The 16,747-nt window shown below is 66.6% G+C and carries 20 protein-coding genes; 18 read left to right on the top strand and 2 right to left on the bottom strand.

Annotation, left to right across the window (positions count from 1 at the left end):
- Positions 1 to 55: 55 nt before the first annotated feature.
- Complete coding sequence (locus B2P87_RS03210; RefSeq protein ID WP_141889704.1) at positions 56 to 1,117, bottom strand: YeeE/YedE family protein; 1,062 nt, start codon at positions 1,115 to 1,117, stop codon at positions 56 to 58.
- A 164-nt stretch (positions 1,118 to 1,281) separates the two neighbouring features.
- Here B2P87_RS03210 and B2P87_RS03205 point away from each other — a divergent pair, with 164 nt between their 5' ends.
- The 3 genes from B2P87_RS03205 to B2P87_RS03195 all read left to right on the top strand — a co-directional run bounded on the left by B2P87_RS03205 (position 1,282) and on the right by B2P87_RS03195 (position 3,967).
- A complete protein-coding gene (locus tag B2P87_RS03205) occupies positions 1,282 to 2,517 on the top strand; it encodes an MFS transporter (RefSeq protein WP_141889705.1) in 1,236 nt (411 codons plus the stop codon).
- A 129-nt stretch (positions 2,518 to 2,646) separates the two neighbouring features.
- Complete coding sequence (locus B2P87_RS03200) at positions 2,647 to 3,519, top strand: 50S ribosomal protein L11 methyltransferase (RefSeq protein WP_141889706.1); 873 nt, start codon at positions 2,647 to 2,649, stop codon at positions 3,517 to 3,519.
- A gap of 103 nt (positions 3,520 to 3,622) precedes the next feature.
- On the top strand, positions 3,623 to 3,967 hold the full coding sequence (locus tag B2P87_RS03195) for a hypothetical protein (protein WP_141889707.1): 345 nt from the start codon (positions 3,623 to 3,625) through the stop codon (positions 3,965 to 3,967).
- Positions 3,968 to 4,163: 196 nt separating this feature from the next.
- Here B2P87_RS03195 and B2P87_RS03190 read toward each other — a convergent pair whose 3' ends face one another.
- Positions 4,164 to 4,382, bottom strand: coding sequence for a DUF1127 domain-containing protein (locus B2P87_RS03190; protein ID WP_141889708.1), 219 nt, complete (start codon positions 4,380 to 4,382; stop codon positions 4,164 to 4,166).
- Between the two features lie 327 nt (positions 4,383 to 4,709).
- Between B2P87_RS03190 and ruvC the strand changes: the two genes are divergently transcribed.
- From ruvC to B2P87_RS03115, 15 genes are all read left to right on the top strand, one after another.
- Complete coding sequence (gene ruvC, locus B2P87_RS03185) at positions 4,710 to 5,207, top strand: crossover junction endodeoxyribonuclease RuvC (protein WP_027236725.1); 498 nt, start codon at positions 4,710 to 4,712, stop codon at positions 5,205 to 5,207.
- A gap of 13 nt (positions 5,208 to 5,220) precedes the next feature.
- On the top strand, positions 5,221 to 5,910 hold the full coding sequence (gene ruvA / locus B2P87_RS03180) for a Holliday junction branch migration protein RuvA (protein ID WP_141889709.1): 690 nt from the start codon (positions 5,221 to 5,223) through the stop codon (positions 5,908 to 5,910).
- Between the two features lie 129 nt (positions 5,911 to 6,039).
- The gene (gene ruvB, locus B2P87_RS03175) at positions 6,040 to 7,071 is read left to right on the top strand and encodes a Holliday junction branch migration DNA helicase RuvB (protein ID WP_141889710.1); all 1,032 of its coding nucleotides are present in this window, start codon (positions 6,040 to 6,042) and stop codon (positions 7,069 to 7,071) included.
- A gap of 351 nt (positions 7,072 to 7,422) precedes the next feature.
- Positions 7,423 to 8,091, top strand: a complete 669-nt coding sequence (locus B2P87_RS03170; RefSeq protein ID WP_141889711.1) for a hypothetical protein — start codon at positions 7,423 to 7,425, stop codon at positions 8,089 to 8,091.
- Positions 8,091 to 8,630 (top strand): RNA 2',3'-cyclic phosphodiesterase, encoded by a 540-nt coding sequence (thpR, locus tag B2P87_RS03165; RefSeq protein ID WP_141889712.1) that lies wholly within the window; start codon positions 8,091 to 8,093, stop codon positions 8,628 to 8,630. Before B2P87_RS03170 ends, thpR begins: the two co-directional genes overlap by 1 nt.
- A gap of 23 nt (positions 8,631 to 8,653) precedes the next feature.
- Positions 8,654 to 9,076 carry a hypothetical protein gene (locus B2P87_RS03160; protein ID WP_141889713.1) on the top strand — a complete coding sequence of 141 codons (423 nt, stop codon included), beginning with the start codon at positions 8,654 to 8,656 and terminating at the stop codon, positions 9,074 to 9,076.
- A 5-nt stretch (positions 9,077 to 9,081) separates the two neighbouring features.
- Positions 9,082 to 9,465: a tol-pal system-associated acyl-CoA thioesterase gene (gene ybgC / locus B2P87_RS03155; RefSeq protein WP_141889714.1), complete on the top strand. Its 384-nt coding sequence runs from the start codon at positions 9,082 to 9,084 to the stop codon at positions 9,463 to 9,465.
- A gap of 107 nt (positions 9,466 to 9,572) precedes the next feature.
- The gene (gene tolQ / locus B2P87_RS03150) at positions 9,573 to 10,268 is read left to right on the top strand and encodes a protein TolQ (protein ID WP_141889715.1); all 696 of its coding nucleotides are present in this window, start codon (positions 9,573 to 9,575) and stop codon (positions 10,266 to 10,268) included.
- A 4-nt stretch (positions 10,269 to 10,272) separates the two neighbouring features.
- A complete protein-coding gene (gene tolR / locus B2P87_RS03145) occupies positions 10,273 to 10,764 on the top strand; it encodes a protein TolR (RefSeq protein WP_141889716.1) in 492 nt (163 codons plus the stop codon).
- Positions 10,765 to 10,779: 15 nt separating this feature from the next.
- A complete protein-coding gene (locus tag B2P87_RS03140) occupies positions 10,780 to 11,931 on the top strand; it encodes an energy transducer TonB (protein WP_141892033.1) in 1,152 nt (383 codons plus the stop codon).
- Positions 11,928 to 13,253, top strand: a complete 1,326-nt coding sequence (tolB, locus tag B2P87_RS03135; protein WP_141889717.1) for a Tol-Pal system beta propeller repeat protein TolB — start codon at positions 11,928 to 11,930, stop codon at positions 13,251 to 13,253. Before B2P87_RS03140 ends, tolB begins: the two co-directional genes overlap by 4 nt.
- Positions 13,254 to 13,356: 103 nt before the next feature.
- A complete protein-coding gene (gene pal, locus B2P87_RS03130; RefSeq protein ID WP_058286620.1) occupies positions 13,357 to 13,869 on the top strand; it encodes a peptidoglycan-associated lipoprotein Pal in 513 nt (170 codons plus the stop codon).
- 4 nt (positions 13,870 to 13,873) lie between these two features.
- The gene (ybgF, locus tag B2P87_RS03125) at positions 13,874 to 14,701 is read left to right on the top strand and encodes a tol-pal system protein YbgF (protein ID WP_141889718.1); all 828 of its coding nucleotides are present in this window, start codon (positions 13,874 to 13,876) and stop codon (positions 14,699 to 14,701) included.
- The gene (gene tilS / locus B2P87_RS03120; RefSeq protein WP_141889719.1) at positions 14,698 to 15,951 is read left to right on the top strand and encodes a tRNA lysidine(34) synthetase TilS; all 1,254 of its coding nucleotides are present in this window, start codon (positions 14,698 to 14,700) and stop codon (positions 15,949 to 15,951) included. Before ybgF ends, tilS begins: the two co-directional genes overlap by 4 nt.
- Before the next feature lie 78 nt (positions 15,952 to 16,029).
- A partial coding sequence (locus tag B2P87_RS03115) for an ATP-dependent metallopeptidase FtsH/Yme1/Tma family protein (RefSeq protein ID WP_286851817.1) occupies positions 16,030 to 16,747 on the top strand: 718 nt, incomplete at its 3' end.

Genomic DNA, 16,747 nt, shown 5'->3' with positions numbered 1-16,747 from the left:
CATCTGGCTGAAAATATCCCGGAGCGCGAGGCAGAGCCTCGCCTGAAACACCGGCTCAGGCCGTTGCGGTTTCAGCTGCAGCGCCGGTCAGGATGCTGGTGGCCATCGCGCCGATCCACATGAAAAACAGCGCCGCCCAAGCGGTGCCTGCAAAGATCGAGCCGCCGGTGACGCCCGCGCCGATGGCGCAGCCGCCGGCCAGCATGCCGCCGAACCCCATCAGCGCGGCGCCGGTCATCGCCTTGCGCATGGTGGCGGCGTCATCGAAGGCCTGCAGCTTCATCTCCCCGGCAAAAGCCGCAGCCAGCATCGCGCCGATGAACACGCCGGGCACCAGGCCGATGTCGAATTCCAGCACCGCGCCCCGGTCCAGGAAGAACATCAGCGTGTGGGCGGAGGGGCCGGTGAAGGTCGCGCTTTCGATCTGCACCGGGTCAAAGGCCACCTGGCTCAGCGCATAGGTCAGCACCCAGCCTAGCGCGACGGCGAACCCGACGCCGGAGGCAAAGACCAGCCGCGCCGCGCCGATGCGGTTGCGGCGCGCCAGCACCAGGGCCAGCGCTGCCGTGGCAAGCCCCAGGATCACCCCGCCTGCTTGCGGGATGCCCAGGGCCGCCAGCAGGTCCAGATTGCGCCCGCCCCCGGTGATCCACTGCCTGGCCAGCCAGTCCCGCGCGGGCGACAGCAGGCCCGAAAGGCTCATCTGCGCCACCACCGCAAAGATCAGCCCCGACACCACCGAGCGCAGGTTGCCGGTGGCCGCCAGCACCAGAAGCCGCCCCGAGCAGCCGCGCGCCAGCACCATGCCGCAGCCGAACATCAGCCCGCCGAGGATGGCGCCGGACCAGCTGCCCGGCACCGCCATCATCCGGGCATCGGCGCTTTCCATCAGCCCCAGCATCTGCGCCGCCTGCACCCAGACCACCGCTGTGGAAAAGGTCAGCAGCCAGACCGCCACCTTGTCGCCCAGCCGGCCGCCCGCAAACTCCACCGTGGCGGCCCGCAGGCAGAACCGCGACCGCTGCGCGGCGATGCCAAAGACAACGCCGGTCAAAAGGCCCAGCAAGGCCGCTGCCGGCGCCTCGCCGATACGCTCAACCAGGGGAACCAGATCCATCACACACCTCCAAATTCACATGTTTGCATATGTGGTCCTGCAGGAGGACGCTTTGATGCAGATCAGGGACGGGGGCGGTATGCTTCTGCGCGCTGGCGCAAAGGTGGATGTGCAGCCGCCTGTTGCCTCTCGCCAAACCGGGCGCGGAGGCGTACATCCGGTGCATGTTCAAACCGATGCCCCTGCATGAGGCGCAAGGCCTCCCGTTCTGGCGCCGTCCCGTGACGCTCCTGTTCCTGATGGCGCTGGCGATGCCGATAGCCTTCAACGCCTGGAGCGCGCTGCTCAACAACTTCGTGATCGAGGCGGCACAGTTCGACGGGGCCGACATCGGCCTCTTGCACACGGTGCGGGAGATCCCGGGCTTTCTGGCGGTGGGGGTGATCGCCGTCATCATCTTCGTCCGCGAGCAGGTGCTGGGGATGATCTCATTGGTGCTGTTGGGGGTGGCGACAGCGGTCACCGCCTGGTTCCCGTCGCTGGGCGGCCTGTTGATGGTGACGCTGCTGAGTTCGATCGGCTTTCACTATTACGAGACAGTGAACCAGTCGTTGCAGCTGCAATGGCTGTCCAAGGAAAAGGCGCCGCAGACGCTGGGCTGGCTGGTGGCGGCAGGCTCCGCTGCGACGCTGGTGGTCTATGGCCTGATCGTGCTGACCTGGGACCGCTTCGATCTGGCCTACAACACCGTGTTCATGGCGGCGGGCGGGGCCACGGCGCTGATCGCGCTGTTTGCGCTGTTCGCCTATCCGCAGTTCGACGCGCCGCACCCGCAGACCAAGAAACTGATCCTGCGCAAACGCTACTGGCTTTACTATGCGCTGCAGTTCATGGCCGGCGCGCGGCGGCAGATCTTTGTGGTGTTTGCAGGCTTCATGATGGTGGAGAAATTCGGCTTTGAGGTGCATGAGCTGACCGGGCTGTACCTGATCAACCTGGTGATCAACATGACCGCCGCGCCGATGCTGGGCAAGGCCGTGGCCATGTTCGGCGAGCGGCGCACGCTGATCTTCGAATACGCAGGCCTCGCCGCCGTCTTTGCCGCTTACGGCGGCATCTACTGGTTCGGCTGGGGCGTGGTGGTTGCCGCGGTTCTCTATGTGGTGGACCATGTGCTGTTTGCGCTGGCGCTGGCGCTCAAGACCTATTTCCAGAAGATCGCCGATCCGGGCGACATTGCCCCTACCGCTGCCGTGGCCTTTACCATCAACCACATCGCCGCGGTGTTCCTGCCGGTGCTGCTGGGGCTGCTGTGGGTCTATTCGCCGGGCATGGTGTTTACACTGGCGGCGGGCATGGCGCTGGTGTCGCTGTCCCTGTCGCTGCTGATCCCGCGCCATCCGGAGCCCGGCAACGAGACCATTTTCAGCAAATACGCCCGTCCCGCGCCGGCCGAATGACCGGACAGCCCCGTGGCGCCCGCGCTCTTGATGTGCCCGGGCGCTGCCCGGTCTGGAGCCAGGCGGGCGGCGCTTGACGCGGGGCGCGCGGCAGCCTAGGCGCTTGCCAACAGCTTCAGGAGAGACGCTATGACCACCTTCACCGCCCTCACGACCCTTCCAGGAAAAGCCCAGGCCGAAGCACTGGGTGACGCGATGGAGCGGCTGAACCCCGAGCCCACCGGCATCGGCGTCTTTGAGGTGGAGGACGGCTCCGGCCTGTGGGAGGTCGGCGGCTATTTCACCGAAGCCCCGGATGAGGCGGGCCTTGCCCTGCTGGCCGCGATGCATGACGCCAAACCCTTTGTCGTCTCCGAAGTGCCGGAAACCGACTGGGTCGCCCATGTCCGCCGCGAGCTGGCGCCGGTTGAGGCGGGCCGCTTCTTTGTCTACGGCAGCCACGACGCGGACAAGCTGCCCGCTGGCCGCATTCCGCTGCTGATCGAGGCCGCCATGGCGTTCGGCACCGGCCACCACGGCACCACCCTTGGCTGCCTCAAGGCGCTGGATCACCTGCTGGACCAGGGCTTTCGGGGCGAAAAAGTGGCGGATATCGGCTGCGGCACCGCGGTTCTGGCGATGGCCGCCGCGCGGGTCTGGGACGGCGCCATTCTGGCCAGCGACATCGACGAGGTGGCGGTGGACGTCGCCGAGGCCAACCTGAAGGCCAACGGCATGGAAGGCCAGGTCATCTGCCTCGAAGCGGCCGGGTTCGATCATCCGGACTTGCAGGCGCAGGCGCCCTACGATCTCATCTTCGCCAATATTCTGAAGGGGCCGCTGGTGGCCCTGGCCCCCGATCTGGCGGCGAATCTGCGCCCCGGCGGCTATGCGATTCTCTCCGGTATCCTGAACGAGCAGGCCGACGGCGTGGTCGCCGTTTATGCACAGAACGGCGTCAATCTTGAACGCCGGGACGAAATTGGTGAATGGACAACGTTACTTCTGCGCAAAGCGGGGTAATTGATTTAAGTTTGCGATGAATTTTAAGGGTTTGCCGCATTTTCGCCTCATTTCGAGCCAAGAATGAGCCATCCGCTGGTGGGGGCCAGTTCGGAGGCTCGTAATGGGGGAACATCATGATCAGTTCCAGGCGCGTTTGAAGCAGATCAACCGCAAACATGAAGCCATGGCCGGGGGTTACTCGGCAAAGCTGCGGCCGGACGGGCTGCTGGTGATCAAGCCGGGCAGCGTGCAATCCCGGATTTCCGCCCGCACGCTGGTTTTCTTCGCTGCGGCGTTTCTGCTGTTCAAGGGCTTCCTGATGGCCGCGCTGGGCTTTGGCAGCTATGACCAGCGGGTGCGGACGCTTGCGGGCGGCAGCGCAGTGGAGCGCGCTGGGGCCTTTATCATGCAGGCCGATCCGGTCTCCGTCTTTATCGCCCAGAAGATCGGGCCCGTGCTGCGCTGACCGCCGGGTCAGCTGCGGGGCCGCAGAAAGGCCGCCGGCAGGGGGAGCTGGCGGCCTTTTTCATGCCCGGAAAACGTGCCTTGGTAGGGGGGGCGTCCAGACAAAAAAACGCCGCGGCCCGGTGCGGGTCCGCGGCATTTCCCTATTCGCCCCGCCTATTCGCCCCGAGGGAGGCGGCAGGGCTGAAGAAAGGGTTTCAGAATACGGGTTTGCCAGCCGCGACAGTTTCGATGTCGCCGCGGCACAGGCCGATGTCGGCCAGCTCGCGGTCGGTCAGGCCCGACAGCACGTTGCGGGTTGCGCGGGCGTCGTTCCAGGCAGCAAAAGCGCCAGCAGCGCTGGCAGCGAGGGCGCCGATGCGGCCAAACAGGCCGGTGGACCCATAGGTGGTGCGGGTGGTGTCGAAAGCGGCCATGTCCTTGTCCTCTGATCTGGTGTTGGCGATCGTCTCTGTGGTGCGATGGCGGGCATCTAGTGGCGAACTTTCAGCGCGGCAAGATCCGAAATTGCATGTGTCATATGCAGTCTGTGCATAGCTTAAACCCTTATAAACAAGGGCTTTCCGCGCGGCAGGGAAATTGGCCGGAAAATGTCGCTTCCGCCTCTGCAAGGGGTCGGTTTCAGACCACGGCAGCGCCGCTTCGCGGCTGCGGGCAGCCGGAAAGCAATTGGACATGTTCGCGTTTTGTGCTAGCGGTGGGAAAAATAAATTTCTGACAAGCAGGCAGGGACCGGGCACATCATGCGGATTTTGGGAATTGATCCGGGGTTGCGGAACCTCGGATGGGGCGTGATCGAATCGCGCGGCACCCGGCTGAGCCATGTCGCCAATGGCGTCTGCACCTCCGACGGCGATGATCTGGGCGAGCGGCTCCTGTCGCTGCACAATCAGGTCACCGAGATCATCGAGGCCTTTGCCCCGGACCAGGCGGCGATCGAACAGACCTTCGTGAACAAGGACGGCGCCGGCACGCTGAAGCTGGGCCAGGCGCGCGGCGTGGCGCTGCTGACACTGGCCAAGGCCGGGCTGCCGGTGGGGGAATACGCCCCGAACCGGGTCAAGAAAACGGTGGTGGGCGTGGGCCACGCCGAGAAGGAGCAGGTGATGCATATGGTCAAGCTGCAGCTGCCGGGCTGCCTGCCGAAAAACGCCGATGCAGCGGACGCGCTGGCGATTGCCATTTGCCACGCCTATTACAGGGGCACGCAGCAGCGGCAGCTGAAGGAGAAACGCGCATGACCGGACCGCTGGCATGATTGGAAAACTGACGGGCCGCCTCGACTACCGGGCGCAGGATCATGTGCTGATTGACGTGCGCGGCGTCGGCTATATCGTCTATTGCTCCGACCGCACCATGGCGGCGCTGCCGGGCGCGGGGGAGCCCGTCGCGCTGTACACCGATCTGGTGGTGCGCGAGGACCTGATGCAGCTTTACGGCTTCACCTCGCTGGTAGAGAAGGAATGGCACCGGCTGCTGACCTCGGTGCAGGGGGTTGGGGCCAAGGTGTCGCTGGCCATTCTCGGCGCGCTGGGTCCGGACGGGGTCAGCCGGGCGATTGCTTTGGGCGACTGGGCCACGGTCAAGGCGGCCAAGGGGGTCGGCCCCAAGACCGCGCAGCGGATCGTGCTGGATCTGAAGGACAAGGCGCCCGGCGTGATGGCAATGGGCGGCACAGTGGCCGATGCGATGGACGGACCCGGGCTGGAGCTGGTCGAGGCGGCTGATCCGGCACCCGCCGCCAAACCGGCCCGCAAAGCGCCGCCGAAGAAGCCGAGCGGTGCGGCTGCCGCCTCCGCCGGGGCGCTGTCGGCCCTGGGCAATCTGGGTTACGGCCCTTCCGACGCCGCCGCTGCGGTGGCGGAAGCCGCGGCCACCTGGCCGGATGCCGATGAGCCGGAACTGATCCGCGCCGCACTGCGCCTGCTGGCGCCGAAAGGATAATGGACTTGGGCGTGAAATCTCAATGTACCGCCGGGCCGACAGGCCGGGCAGCGCCCGACCGCCCCCATGGGCGGGCGCTTCGCTTCCGCCCGCGGCCGGGCGCTGCCCTTTGTATCAGGGGAAATGCCTGTGATTGACGCCGACCCCGCCCTGCGCCCCGAACCGCTGCCGGAAGACAGTGCTGCGGAAAACGACCGCGCCCTGCGCCCGCAGGGACTTGGCGAATTCATCGGCCAGGCCGAGGCCCGCGCCAACCTGCGCGTTTTCATCGAGTCCGCCCGCCGCCGCGGCGAGGCGATGGACCACACGCTGTTCCACGGCCCGCCCGGCCTCGGCAAGACCACCTTGGCGCAGATCGTCGCGCGCGAGCTGGGGGTGAACTTCCGCATGACCTCCGGCCCGGTGCTGGCCAAGGCGGGGGATCTGGCGGCGATCCTCACCAACCTCGAATCCCGCGACGTGCTGTTCATCGACGAAATTCACCGTCTGAACCCGGCGGTGGAGGAGGTGCTGTACCCGGCGATGGAGGATTTCGAGCTGGACCTGGTGATCGGCGAAGGGCCGGCGGCGCGCACCGTGCGGATCGAGCTGCAGCCCTTCACCCTGGTCGGCGCCACCACCCGCATGGGCCTTCTGACCACGCCGCTGCGGGACCGCTTCGGCATCCCGACCCGGCTGCAGTTCTACACTATTGATGAACTGTTTGAGATCGTCAGCCGAAACGCCCTCAAGCTGGGCGCGCCCGCCGATGACGCCGGCGCCCGCGAGATCGCGCGGCGCGCGCGCGGCACCCCCAGGATCGCCGGGCGGCTCCTGCGCCGCGTGGTGGACTTTGCGGTGGTCGAGGGCGATGGAACCATCACCCGGGAACTGGCCGACGGCGCATTGACGCGGCTGGGCGTGGATCAGCTGGGACTCGACGGGGCTGACCGCCGCTATTTGAAACTGATCGCCGAAAACTACGGCGGCGGTCCGGTGGGGATCGAGACGATCTCGGCCGCCTTGTCAGAGAGCCGCGACGCGCTGGAGGAGGTGATTGAACCCTACCTCTTGCAGCAGGGCTTGATCCAGCGCACGCCGCGCGGGCGGATGCTGGCGCAAAAGGCCTGGACGCACCTCGGAATGCCGCCGCCGCGCAGCCAGAACGACCTGTTCGGGTAAAAGCAGCGCGCACCACCATAAGTTGTGTCAGTGTTTCTGTCCGAATGTTTCGCGCGCGAAACATTGCGGCAGGACAGCTGACCTATTTGCGAGGGGTCATTTTCTCTTCCAGGGAGGCGCTCCCGCCCGCCGCCGGCGCATCGCAGATGCGCCTGCACCCGTTGGGCGGGGCGCCGCGCTGACGCACGGCGCGGCTGCGCTCAATCCAGGTCTGCGCCGCGCCAGCGGCGCCGGGCCCAAGACTGCTGCCGGCGGCCTGGCGCAGCCAGGAGGCCGGGCAGGCGCGGGAGCCGCCCCCCTTGCCGCCGCGCGGCGCAGACGGCATAGACGGGGCAGACGAAGGAGACGCCCATGACCGCCCAGCTGCGAGACCTGACACCGGAGCAGATCGAAGCCCTGTTCACCCGCAACGACGGTGCCTATGCCTTTGCCCGCTGGGGGCGGCCAGTGGCGCCGATCGTGTTCGGGGTGCAGGACGAGACCCTCAAGACCCTCAAGGGCGCGCTGGAGGCGGTGATGACGCTGGCGGGCCACCAGATGGCCGAGACCGACCCGGAGCTGGGCTCGAACCTGATGTTCTTCTTCTTTCGCGACTGGGACGAACTGCTGGAGGTGCCGGATCTGAACCGGCTGATCCCGGGCCTGCAGCCGCTGGTCGCGCGGCTGAAGGAGGCGGGCGCCAGCCAGTACCGCGCGTTCCGGTTTGACGATCAGGGCGGCATCAAGGCGGGGTTCGTGTTCCTGCGGATGAAGGGCGCGATGGCGCAGATCCCGGCCGAGACCCTGGCGCTGACCCAGGCAGTGCAGGCGGCGCTGTTGTGGGGCGATGCGGCCTTTGCCGAGGCTTCGCCGCTGGCGGTGCTGCCGGAAACCGGTGCCACCATCCTGCGCCCGGAGATCGCGGGCGTGATTGCCGCAGCATATGACCGGATGATGCCGGTGGCGGCAGACGACAAATCCCACGCCCTGCGCCTGTTCGCGCGCCTGCAGGCGCCGACGGCGGATCAGCCGCAGTCCTGATGCGCGCTTTCGTGGGCCTGCCGCTGCCGGATGCAGCCCTGGACGTGCTGGAGCGCCTGCAGGAGGGGCTGACGGTGGGGCGGCATGTGCCGACAGAGAACATGCACCTGACGCTCGCCTTTCTGGACGACCAGCCGGAGGCAGTGCTTGAGACGCTGCACCAATCGCTGGCGGAGATCAGCGCGCCGCCGTTGACGCTTTCTTTCCGCGGGCTGGACACCTTTGGCGGCAAGCTGCCGCGGGTGCTGGCGGCGGAGGTTCAAGCAACACCGGAGCTGACCCAGCTGCGTGGCCGTGTCCGCAGCGCCTGCCGCGAAGCGGGCCTGGACCTGCCGCGTGAGCGCTTCCGTCCGCATGTCACGCTGGCGCGCTTTCCCCGGCATCTGGAGGCGGGGCAGGTGGAGAAGATCGCGCGGTATCTCGCGGGAGCGGCAGGTTTTCGGCTGGACTGCGAAGTGGAGCGTTTTGCACTGTTTCAGTCGACGCTGGCACCGCAAGGCGCGCGTTATGACATGCTGGCGGAGTACGAGCTGCAATAAGGCTTGCCGCAGTTGGAGGGAAAATGAGCTTTCTTGGCATCGCGCTGAAATTGAGCGGCTTTATTTTTATTGTTTTTCTTGTTTGGTCATTCCTTACCTGGTCGGCTTTGTTGAGGTTACCTGCGGAACACGGCAAGTGGTCTGAGGGGTCTGCAGGCCGAGCTGTGCGAAAGTCCTATCCCTTTGCCGCGGCCGGTATTGCCTTGATGGTTCTGGCAATGGGGTGGCTTGTCGTAGACGGTGCGGTTGAAGCTTGGCAGTTTCATGCGCTGACTTCCGTCGGGTTGCTGACGAGTGCTCTTGCTCTCTGGATTATCGGCAACGGTCTGTGGCGGGCACGCGAAGGCAAAGGGGAAAGCCTCAGAACCGAGAAGCTGAAAGTGATCGCGCAGTCACTAGGACTGACAGTGTTGGGGCTTCTTTTGAAACGGATGGACTTACTGTGACGGCAATGAACCACCAATTCCCCGTCCGGGTCTATTACGAGGACACCGACATGGGCGGGATCGTCTATCACGCCAATTACCTGCGCTTCATCGAACGCGCCCGAAGCGACTGGGTGCGCGGCATCGGCGTCGATCAGAACGCCATGCGCGAGGCCGGGCTGATCTATGTGGTGCGCCGGATCGAGGCGGATTACCTGGCGCCTGCGAAATTCGACGAGGAGCTGCTGGTCACCACCTCGATGCACGCTGTGACCCCCGCCCGGATGACCCTGATCCAGGACGTCACCCGCGACGGCCAGCCGCTGTTCCGCGCCCAGGTCACCATCGTCTGCATCACCACGGGCGGCAAACCGGCGCGGCTGCCGGCAGAGATTCGCGCATTGCGGTAACATTTGGCACACTGCCGCCTGTTTTGATGGTCTTTGCCATTGAACTGCGCTAGCGTCTTGCCAAATAAGGCCGGATAAACGGCCGGGAAAAACCGTAGAGCAGGCGAATGGAAGCAGAAACTCTGGCGCTGGCGCAGGAGATTGATTTCTCCATGTGGGGCCTATTTGCGCGGGCCACCGTGACCGTGAAACTGGTGATGCTGATGCTGGTCGGGGCCTCGATCTGGTCCTGGGGCATCATCATTCAGAAGATGATCAATTACCGCAAGGCGCGGCAGGAGGCGGATGCCTTCGACCGGGCGTTCTGGTCCGGCAACCCGCTGGATCAGCTGTTCGACCAGGTGGGGGCAGAGCCGCCGGGACAGGCGGCGCGGATCTTTTCCGCAGGGATGACTGAATGGCGGCGCAGCCACCGCAGCGACGGCGGGCTGATCCCCGGCGCGCAGGCGCGCATCGACCGGTCGATGGATGTCGCCATCGCCAAGGAGACCGAGGGGCTGCAGGGCGGCCTGTCGGTGCTGGCCACCGTCGGCTCCACCGCGCCGTTTGTGGGGCTTTTCGGCACCGTATGGGGCATCATGACCGCCTTTATCGAAATTGCGGAGCAGCAGAACACCAACCTGGCCGTCGTCGCGCCCGGCATTGCCGAGGCGCTGATGGCGACCGGTCTGGGCCTGCTGGCGGCCATTCCGGCGGTTGTGTTCTACAACAAGCTGAGCGCGGACAGCGACCGCATCATCGGCGGCTACGAGGCCTTTGCCGACGAGTTCGCCACCATCCTCAGCCGCCAGCTGGATTCCTGAGGCGATGGGCGCCGCAGTCCAGCAGCCTTCGGGGGGCGGCGACCGCCGCCGGGGACGCCGCCGCCGCCGGGGCGCGCCGATGTCCGAGATCAACGTCACGCCGTTTGTCGACGTGATGCTGGTGCTGCTGATCATCTTCATGGTGGCCGCACCCCTGATGACCGTCGGCGTGCCGGTGGAACTGCCCAAGACCGCCGCCGGGGCCTTGCCGGGCGACGAGGAAGAGCCGCTGACCGTGACCATGACCGCCGAGGGCGGGGTGGAGATCCAGACCACCCCGGTGGTGCGCGATGAACTGGTGCCCAAGCTGCGGGCGATTGCGGCAGAGCGGTCCTCGGACCGGGTGTTCCTGCGCGCGGACGGCAAGATCGCCTATGCGGACGTGATGCAGGTGATGGGCGCGCTGAATGCGGGCGGCTTTTCCAACGTGGGGCTGGTCACGGATACTGGCGGCCCGGCCTTGGACGGGCGGCAAGCCGAAGGCACGGGGCAGTAGGCGGGGACGCACGTGGTGCAGACCGGAACCAAAATCTCGCTGGCAGGCCATGGGCTGTTGATGACATGGGTCGTCTTCGGCGCCTGGTTCCCGTCCGAACCCCTGCCGTCCAATGTGCAGCAGGTGGCGCTGATCTCCGCGGAGGAATTCGAGAAACTGAGCCAGCAGCGCAAGGCGCCGCAGGTCGCGCCGGAGCCCGCACCGTTGAACGAGCCTGCGGAGGTGCAGCCCGCGCCGGAGTCCGCTCCGCAGCCGGACCCGGAGCCCGAGGTGTCCCGGCCCGAGCCGGTCGCGCCGGCAGAGCCTGACCCGCAGGTGGCAGAGCTGCCCGATGCGCAGCCCGAGCCGGAGGTGCCTGATGCGCCGCCGCCGGCGGCGGAAGAGCCGGAGATCGCCGCGCTGGTGCCGCGGGTGAGGCCGGAGGCCGCGCCGCGCCCGGTGGACCGGGTGGCGCCGGAACCCGTTGCGCCGCCGGAGCCAGACACCCGGATCGACGATGTCGTTCAGCCCGAGGTCGCGCCGGACGAGGGGGCCGAGACCGAGCAAGAGACGCAGGAAGCCACTGCGCGCGAGGCCGCCAGCGACCGGATCGTCACAGAAGAGAACGAGGGCGAGGACATTGCGGCCTCCGCCGCGCCGGCTGTTTCCAAGCGCCCCGTGACCCGGCCGTCGCGGCCGAAGCCGCAGCCGGCACCGGACACGCAGGTTACCGAAGCGGCCCAGCCGGCAAAGCCGGAAGAGCCGGCAGAGCCGGAGCCGTCCGGCACGTCCTCGGCCGTGGCGGACGCCCTGGCCGAAGCGCTGGCGGGCGGCGCCGATGTGGAAGATCCGGAACCGTCCGGCCCGCCGCTGACCTTGGGGGAAAAGGACGCCCTGCGGGTGGCGGTGTCGCAGTGCTGGAACGTGGGCTCGCTGTCCACCGACGCGCTGAAGACAACTGTGGTTGTTGCGGTGTCGCTGGCGCAGGACGGCAGGCCTGACTCCGGGTCGATCCGGATGCTGTCCAGCACCGGCGGCGCGTCTTCGGCGGCGCAGCAGGCCTTTGATGCGGCGCGGCGGGCGATTATCCGCTGCGGTGCCAGTGGATTTCAGCTTCCGGCTGAAAAATACGCGCAATGGCGTGATATTGAGATGACATTCAATCCGGAAAGGATGCGGATCAAATGAGGAATATTCTGGCAGCACTCCTGATCGGCGCTTCGGCACTGGCCGGAGCAGGCGCAGCCGCGGCGCAGACCGGGCCGCTCCGCATCGAAATCGACCAGGGTGTGATCGAGCCGTTGCCCTACGCGGTGCCGGATTTCGTGCCGGAAACCCCGGCGGCAGCGGAATACGCCGCCGAAATCGCGCGGGTGATCGCCTCTGACCTCAGCGGCACCGGCCTGTTCCGGGAGGTGCCTGCCAGCGCCCACATCTCCAAGGTGGCGGCGTTCGACGGCCCGGTGAAATTTGCCGACTGGAAGGCGGTGAACGCCCAGGCGCTGATCACCGGCGCGGTCAGCGTCACCGGCAACGGGCTGACGGTGCGGTTCCGCGGCTATGACGTGTTTGCGGAAAAGGAGCTGGAAACCGCGCTGCAGTTCACCGGCACCACCGACGGCTGGCGGCGGATGGCGCATAAGGTGGCCGATGCCATCTACAGCGAAATTACCGGCGAGAGCGGCTATTTCGACAGCCGCGTGGTCTATGTCTCTGAAAGCGGCCCCAAGAACGACCGCCGCAAGCGGCTGGCGGTGATGGATTACGACGGCGCCAATGTGCAGTACCTGACCAACAGCGCCTCCATCGTGCTGGCGCCGCGGTTCTCGCCCACCGGCGACCGGGTGCTCTATACCAGCTATGAAAGCGGCTTTCCGCAGATCCATGTGCTGGACGTGGGCCAGGTGCAGCGCAAGGTGCTGTCCAGCGGCGACGGCACCATGAGCTTTGCGCCGCGGTTTGCGCCGGACGGGCGCACCATCGTCTATTCCCAGACCCAGGGCGGCAACACCGACCTGTTCTCGATGGACATCAGCACCGGTGCCAACACCCGGCTGACCTCGGCCCCCTCGATCGAGACAGCGCCGTCGTTCTCGCCCGATGGCAGCCAGATCGTGTTCGAAAGCGACCGGTCCGGCAGCCAGCAGCTCTATGTGATGCCCGCAGGCGGCGGCGAAGCGCGGCGGATCAGCTTCGGCGAGGGCCGCTATGGCACGCCCGTCTGGTCGCCGCGCGGCGACATGGTGGCCTTCACCAAGCAGAACAAGGGCCGGTTCCACATCGGCGTGATGCGCACAGACGGCAGCGAGGAGCGGCTGCTGACCGCCTCCTTCCTGGATGAAGGGCCGACTTGGGCGCCCAATGGCCGGGTGATCATGTTCACCCGTGAAAGCCAGGGCAGCTCCGGGCGGGCGCTTCTTTACTCGGTGGATATCACCGGGCGCAACCTGAAGCCGGTCAAGACGCCGGACGGGGCGTCGGACCCGTCGTGGTCGCCGCTGCAGAAGTGAATGCTGCGGAAACAGGGCCATAAAGGCGGGGATACCCGCATGGAACCAGACCCGGGCTTATGATAACGTCGGGGCAAGAAACGCAAAGGAATAGGCAGACATCATGAGCGGCTTGAAATTGGCGATCGCGGCAGTGGCCGTGCTGGGGCTTGCAGCCTGCAGCAACAAACCCTGGAATGACGATTTGAACGGCGCCGGCGGGGCAGGCGGCGCAGGTGCGGGCGCCGGTGCCGGGGCACTGGATCCCGCCAGCCCGGCCTATTTCCGCCAGTCCGTTGGCGACCGGGTTCTGTTTGCGGTCGATCAGCACACGCTGTCGCCTGCCGCCCAGGCCACCCTGCAGGGGCAGGCGCGCTGGCTGGCGCAGAACGCCGATTACGCGGTCACCATCGAGGGCCACGCGGACGAGCAGGGCACCCGCGAATACAACCTGGGCCTGGGCGCCAAACGCGCCAATGCCGCCCGCGAATACCTGATCTCCCAGGGCATTGCCGGCGGCCGCATCAAGGTGTTGAGCTATGGCAAGGAGCGCCCGCTGGAGATCTGCTCGGACGAGACCTGCTATTCCAAGAACCGCCGCGCTGTCACCGTGCTGGCTGGCGGCCTGACGGGGTAACGGCATGAAACCTCTGCGCACCGCGCTTTTGGCCACTGTGATGCTGCTGCCGCTGCCGCTGGCGGCGCAGGACCAGCAGACCCTGGCGGACATCCGCCAGGAGCTGACCGTCTTGCATGTGGAGGTGCAGCGGCTGAAACGCGAGCTGTCCACCACCGGATCCCCGTCTGCGGACGTCTCCGGCAACACGGTGCTGGACCGGGTCGCCGCGATTGAAGGCGAACTGCAGCGGCTGACCCTGAAGACCGAGGAACTGGGCCACCGGATCGACCGGATTGTTGCCGATGGCACCAATCGGATCGGCGATCTGGAGTTCCGCCTGGTCGAGCTGGAAGGCGGCGATGTCGGCGCCTTGGGCGAAACCACCACGCTGGGCGGCGGCGAACTGCCGGCGGCGGTGGCGGTAGCCCCGCAAACCGCGGACGGCGGCACCGCGGGCGGCGAACTGGCGATTGGCGAACAGGCCGATTTCGACGCCGCCGAGGCGCTGCTGGCCGAAGGCCAGTACCAGGAAGCGGCAGAAAAGCTTGCGGCGTTCAACCAGGCCTATCCGGGCAGCCCGCTGGCGGCGGCGGCCGAGTTCAGCCGCGGCAAGGCGCTGGACGGGCTGGGCGACACCCGCGAAGCGGCCCGGGCCTATCTGGCGGCCTTTTCAGGCAATTCCGCCGGCCCGGTGGCGCCCAAGGCGCTGTTTGAGCTGGGCGCGGCTTTGGGCCGTCTGGGGCAGACCGATCAGGCCTGCGTGACGCTGTCCGAAGTCGGCGTGCGGTTCCCGGGCACCAGCGCGGAAGAAGAGGCCAGGGCCGAATTGGCCAAGCTGGGCTGCTCTTGACCGAGGCCGGGCGGGATATCCCGGCCCTGGTGCGCAGTCAGTTCCGGTCTGCTCTGCCCGCCAAGCTGGGAATTGCCCTGTCCGGCGGCGGTGATTCGATGGCTCTTATGCATCTGCTGCACGACTGTTTCGGCAGCGGCGAGGTGCAGCTTTTTGCGGCAACCGTCGACCACGGGCTGCGCCCCGGTTCAGCGGATGAGGCGGCAGCGGCCGGCGCGGCAGCGGCCCGGCTTGGCATCCCCCATGAGGTGCTACACTGGACGGACAGGCCGCAGGACGGCAACCTGCAGGCGCAGGCGCGGGCAGCGCGGTATGAGCTTTTGTGCGGCTGGGCGCGGCAGCACGGCATCCCGGTGCTGGCGCTTGGCCACACGGCGGACGATCAGGCCGAAACGGTGCTGATGCGCATGGCCCGGGCCTCTGGCGTGACGGGGCTGTCGGGCATGGCGGCGCGGCGCACCCACAAGGGGGTGACCCTGCTGCGGCCGCTTCTGGATGTGACCCGCAGCGAGCTGCGCCGCTATCTGGAAGCGCGCGGCGTGGACTGGGCCGAGGATCCAAGCAACGAGGATACCCGGTTTGAACGGGTGCGGGTGCGCAAGGCGCTGGAGCATCTGGCGCCGCTGGGGGTGACGCCCGAAGTGCTGGCCAGCATCGCCCGGAACATGTCCAAGGCCCGTGAGGCGCTTGACTGGTACGTCTTTCTGGCCGCCCGCGATCTGGCCCATGTGCAGGCGGGCGCGGTTGTGCTGTGCCAGCGCAAGTTCCGCACCTTGCCCGTCGAAATCAGCCACCGGCTGCTGGTGCGCGCGGTCCAATGGGTGTCCGGCGCCGCCTATCCGCCGCGCCGGGTGCCGATGGAAAAAGCGGTCCTGGCGGCGCGAAGCGGCAGCTCCGCCACCCTGGCAGGCTGCCGTCTGGTCTGCACTGCCAAGCAGGTCTGGGTTTGCCGGGAATACAATGCCGTGAACGGGGTAACCGCGTTGCCGGGGCAGCTTTGGGACGGCAGGTGGAAGATTTTCGGCGGCGACGCAAAGGGATGCGAGGTGCGGGCGCTGGGGCGGCAGGGGCTGGCGCAATGCCCCGACTGGCGCGCCGCCGGCGTGCCGGGGCCGGTGCTGGAGGCCACCCCGGCGGTGTGGCGCGGCGCCCGGCTGGCCGCTGCGCCCGCGGCGGGAATGGCCAATGGCTGGTCGGCTGAAACCGCTGGAAGCGAAGAAGAGTTCTTTGCATCCCTTTTATCTCATTGAACCTGCCCGAATGATCCTTATTTTAAGCACAACGCAGGCGGCCTGTGAGGTGCGCCTAACTGATAGGGAGAACTTTCCTTGGGCAACGCTCGCAATATCGCCTTTTGGGTTGTTCTGTTTCTGCTGATTCTGGCGCTGTTCAATTTGTTCAGCGGTTCCGGCAGCACGATGCAGAGCCGTGAACGCACTTTTTCTGACTTCGTCAGCTCGGTTGAAACCGGCAAGGTCAGCACCGTCACCTTGGACGGGGAACAGGTGCGCTACACCACCACCGACGGGCAGAACTATGTCACCATCAAGCCGGGCGACGCCGAGGTCACCTCGCTGCTGATCGCAAACGACATCCCGGTGCGCGCTGAAAAGCAGCAGCAGTCCGGTTTCCAGTCGTTCCTGATCACGCTGCTCCCGTTCCTGCTGCTGATCGGGGTGTGGATCTATTTCATGAACCGGATGCAGGGCGGCGGCAAAGGCGGCGCCATGGGATTCGGCAAGTCCAAGGCAAAGATGCTGACCGAGAAGCATGGCCGCGTCACCTTTGACGATGTGGCCGGCATCGACGAGGCCAAGGAAGAGCTGGAAGAGATCGTCGAGTTCCTGCGCAATCCGCAGAAATTCTCGCGCCTGGGCGGCAAGATCCCCAAGGGCGCGCTGCTGGTCGGCCCTCCGGGCACCGGTAAGACGCTGCTGGCGCGCGCCATTGCGGGCGAGGCCGGCGTGCCGTTCTTCACCATCTCCGGCTCCGACTTTGTGGAAATGTTCGTGGGTGTCGGTGCAAGCCGCGTGCGCGACATGTTCG

This window comes from Leisingera sp. UBA4491 (assembly GCF_002388965.1).
GTDB lineage: Bacteria > Pseudomonadota > Alphaproteobacteria > Rhodobacterales > Rhodobacteraceae > Leisingera > Leisingera aquaemixtae.
The sequence above is the reverse complement of the archived record's forward strand: the minus strand, read 5'-3'. Positions and strand labels throughout refer to the sequence as shown.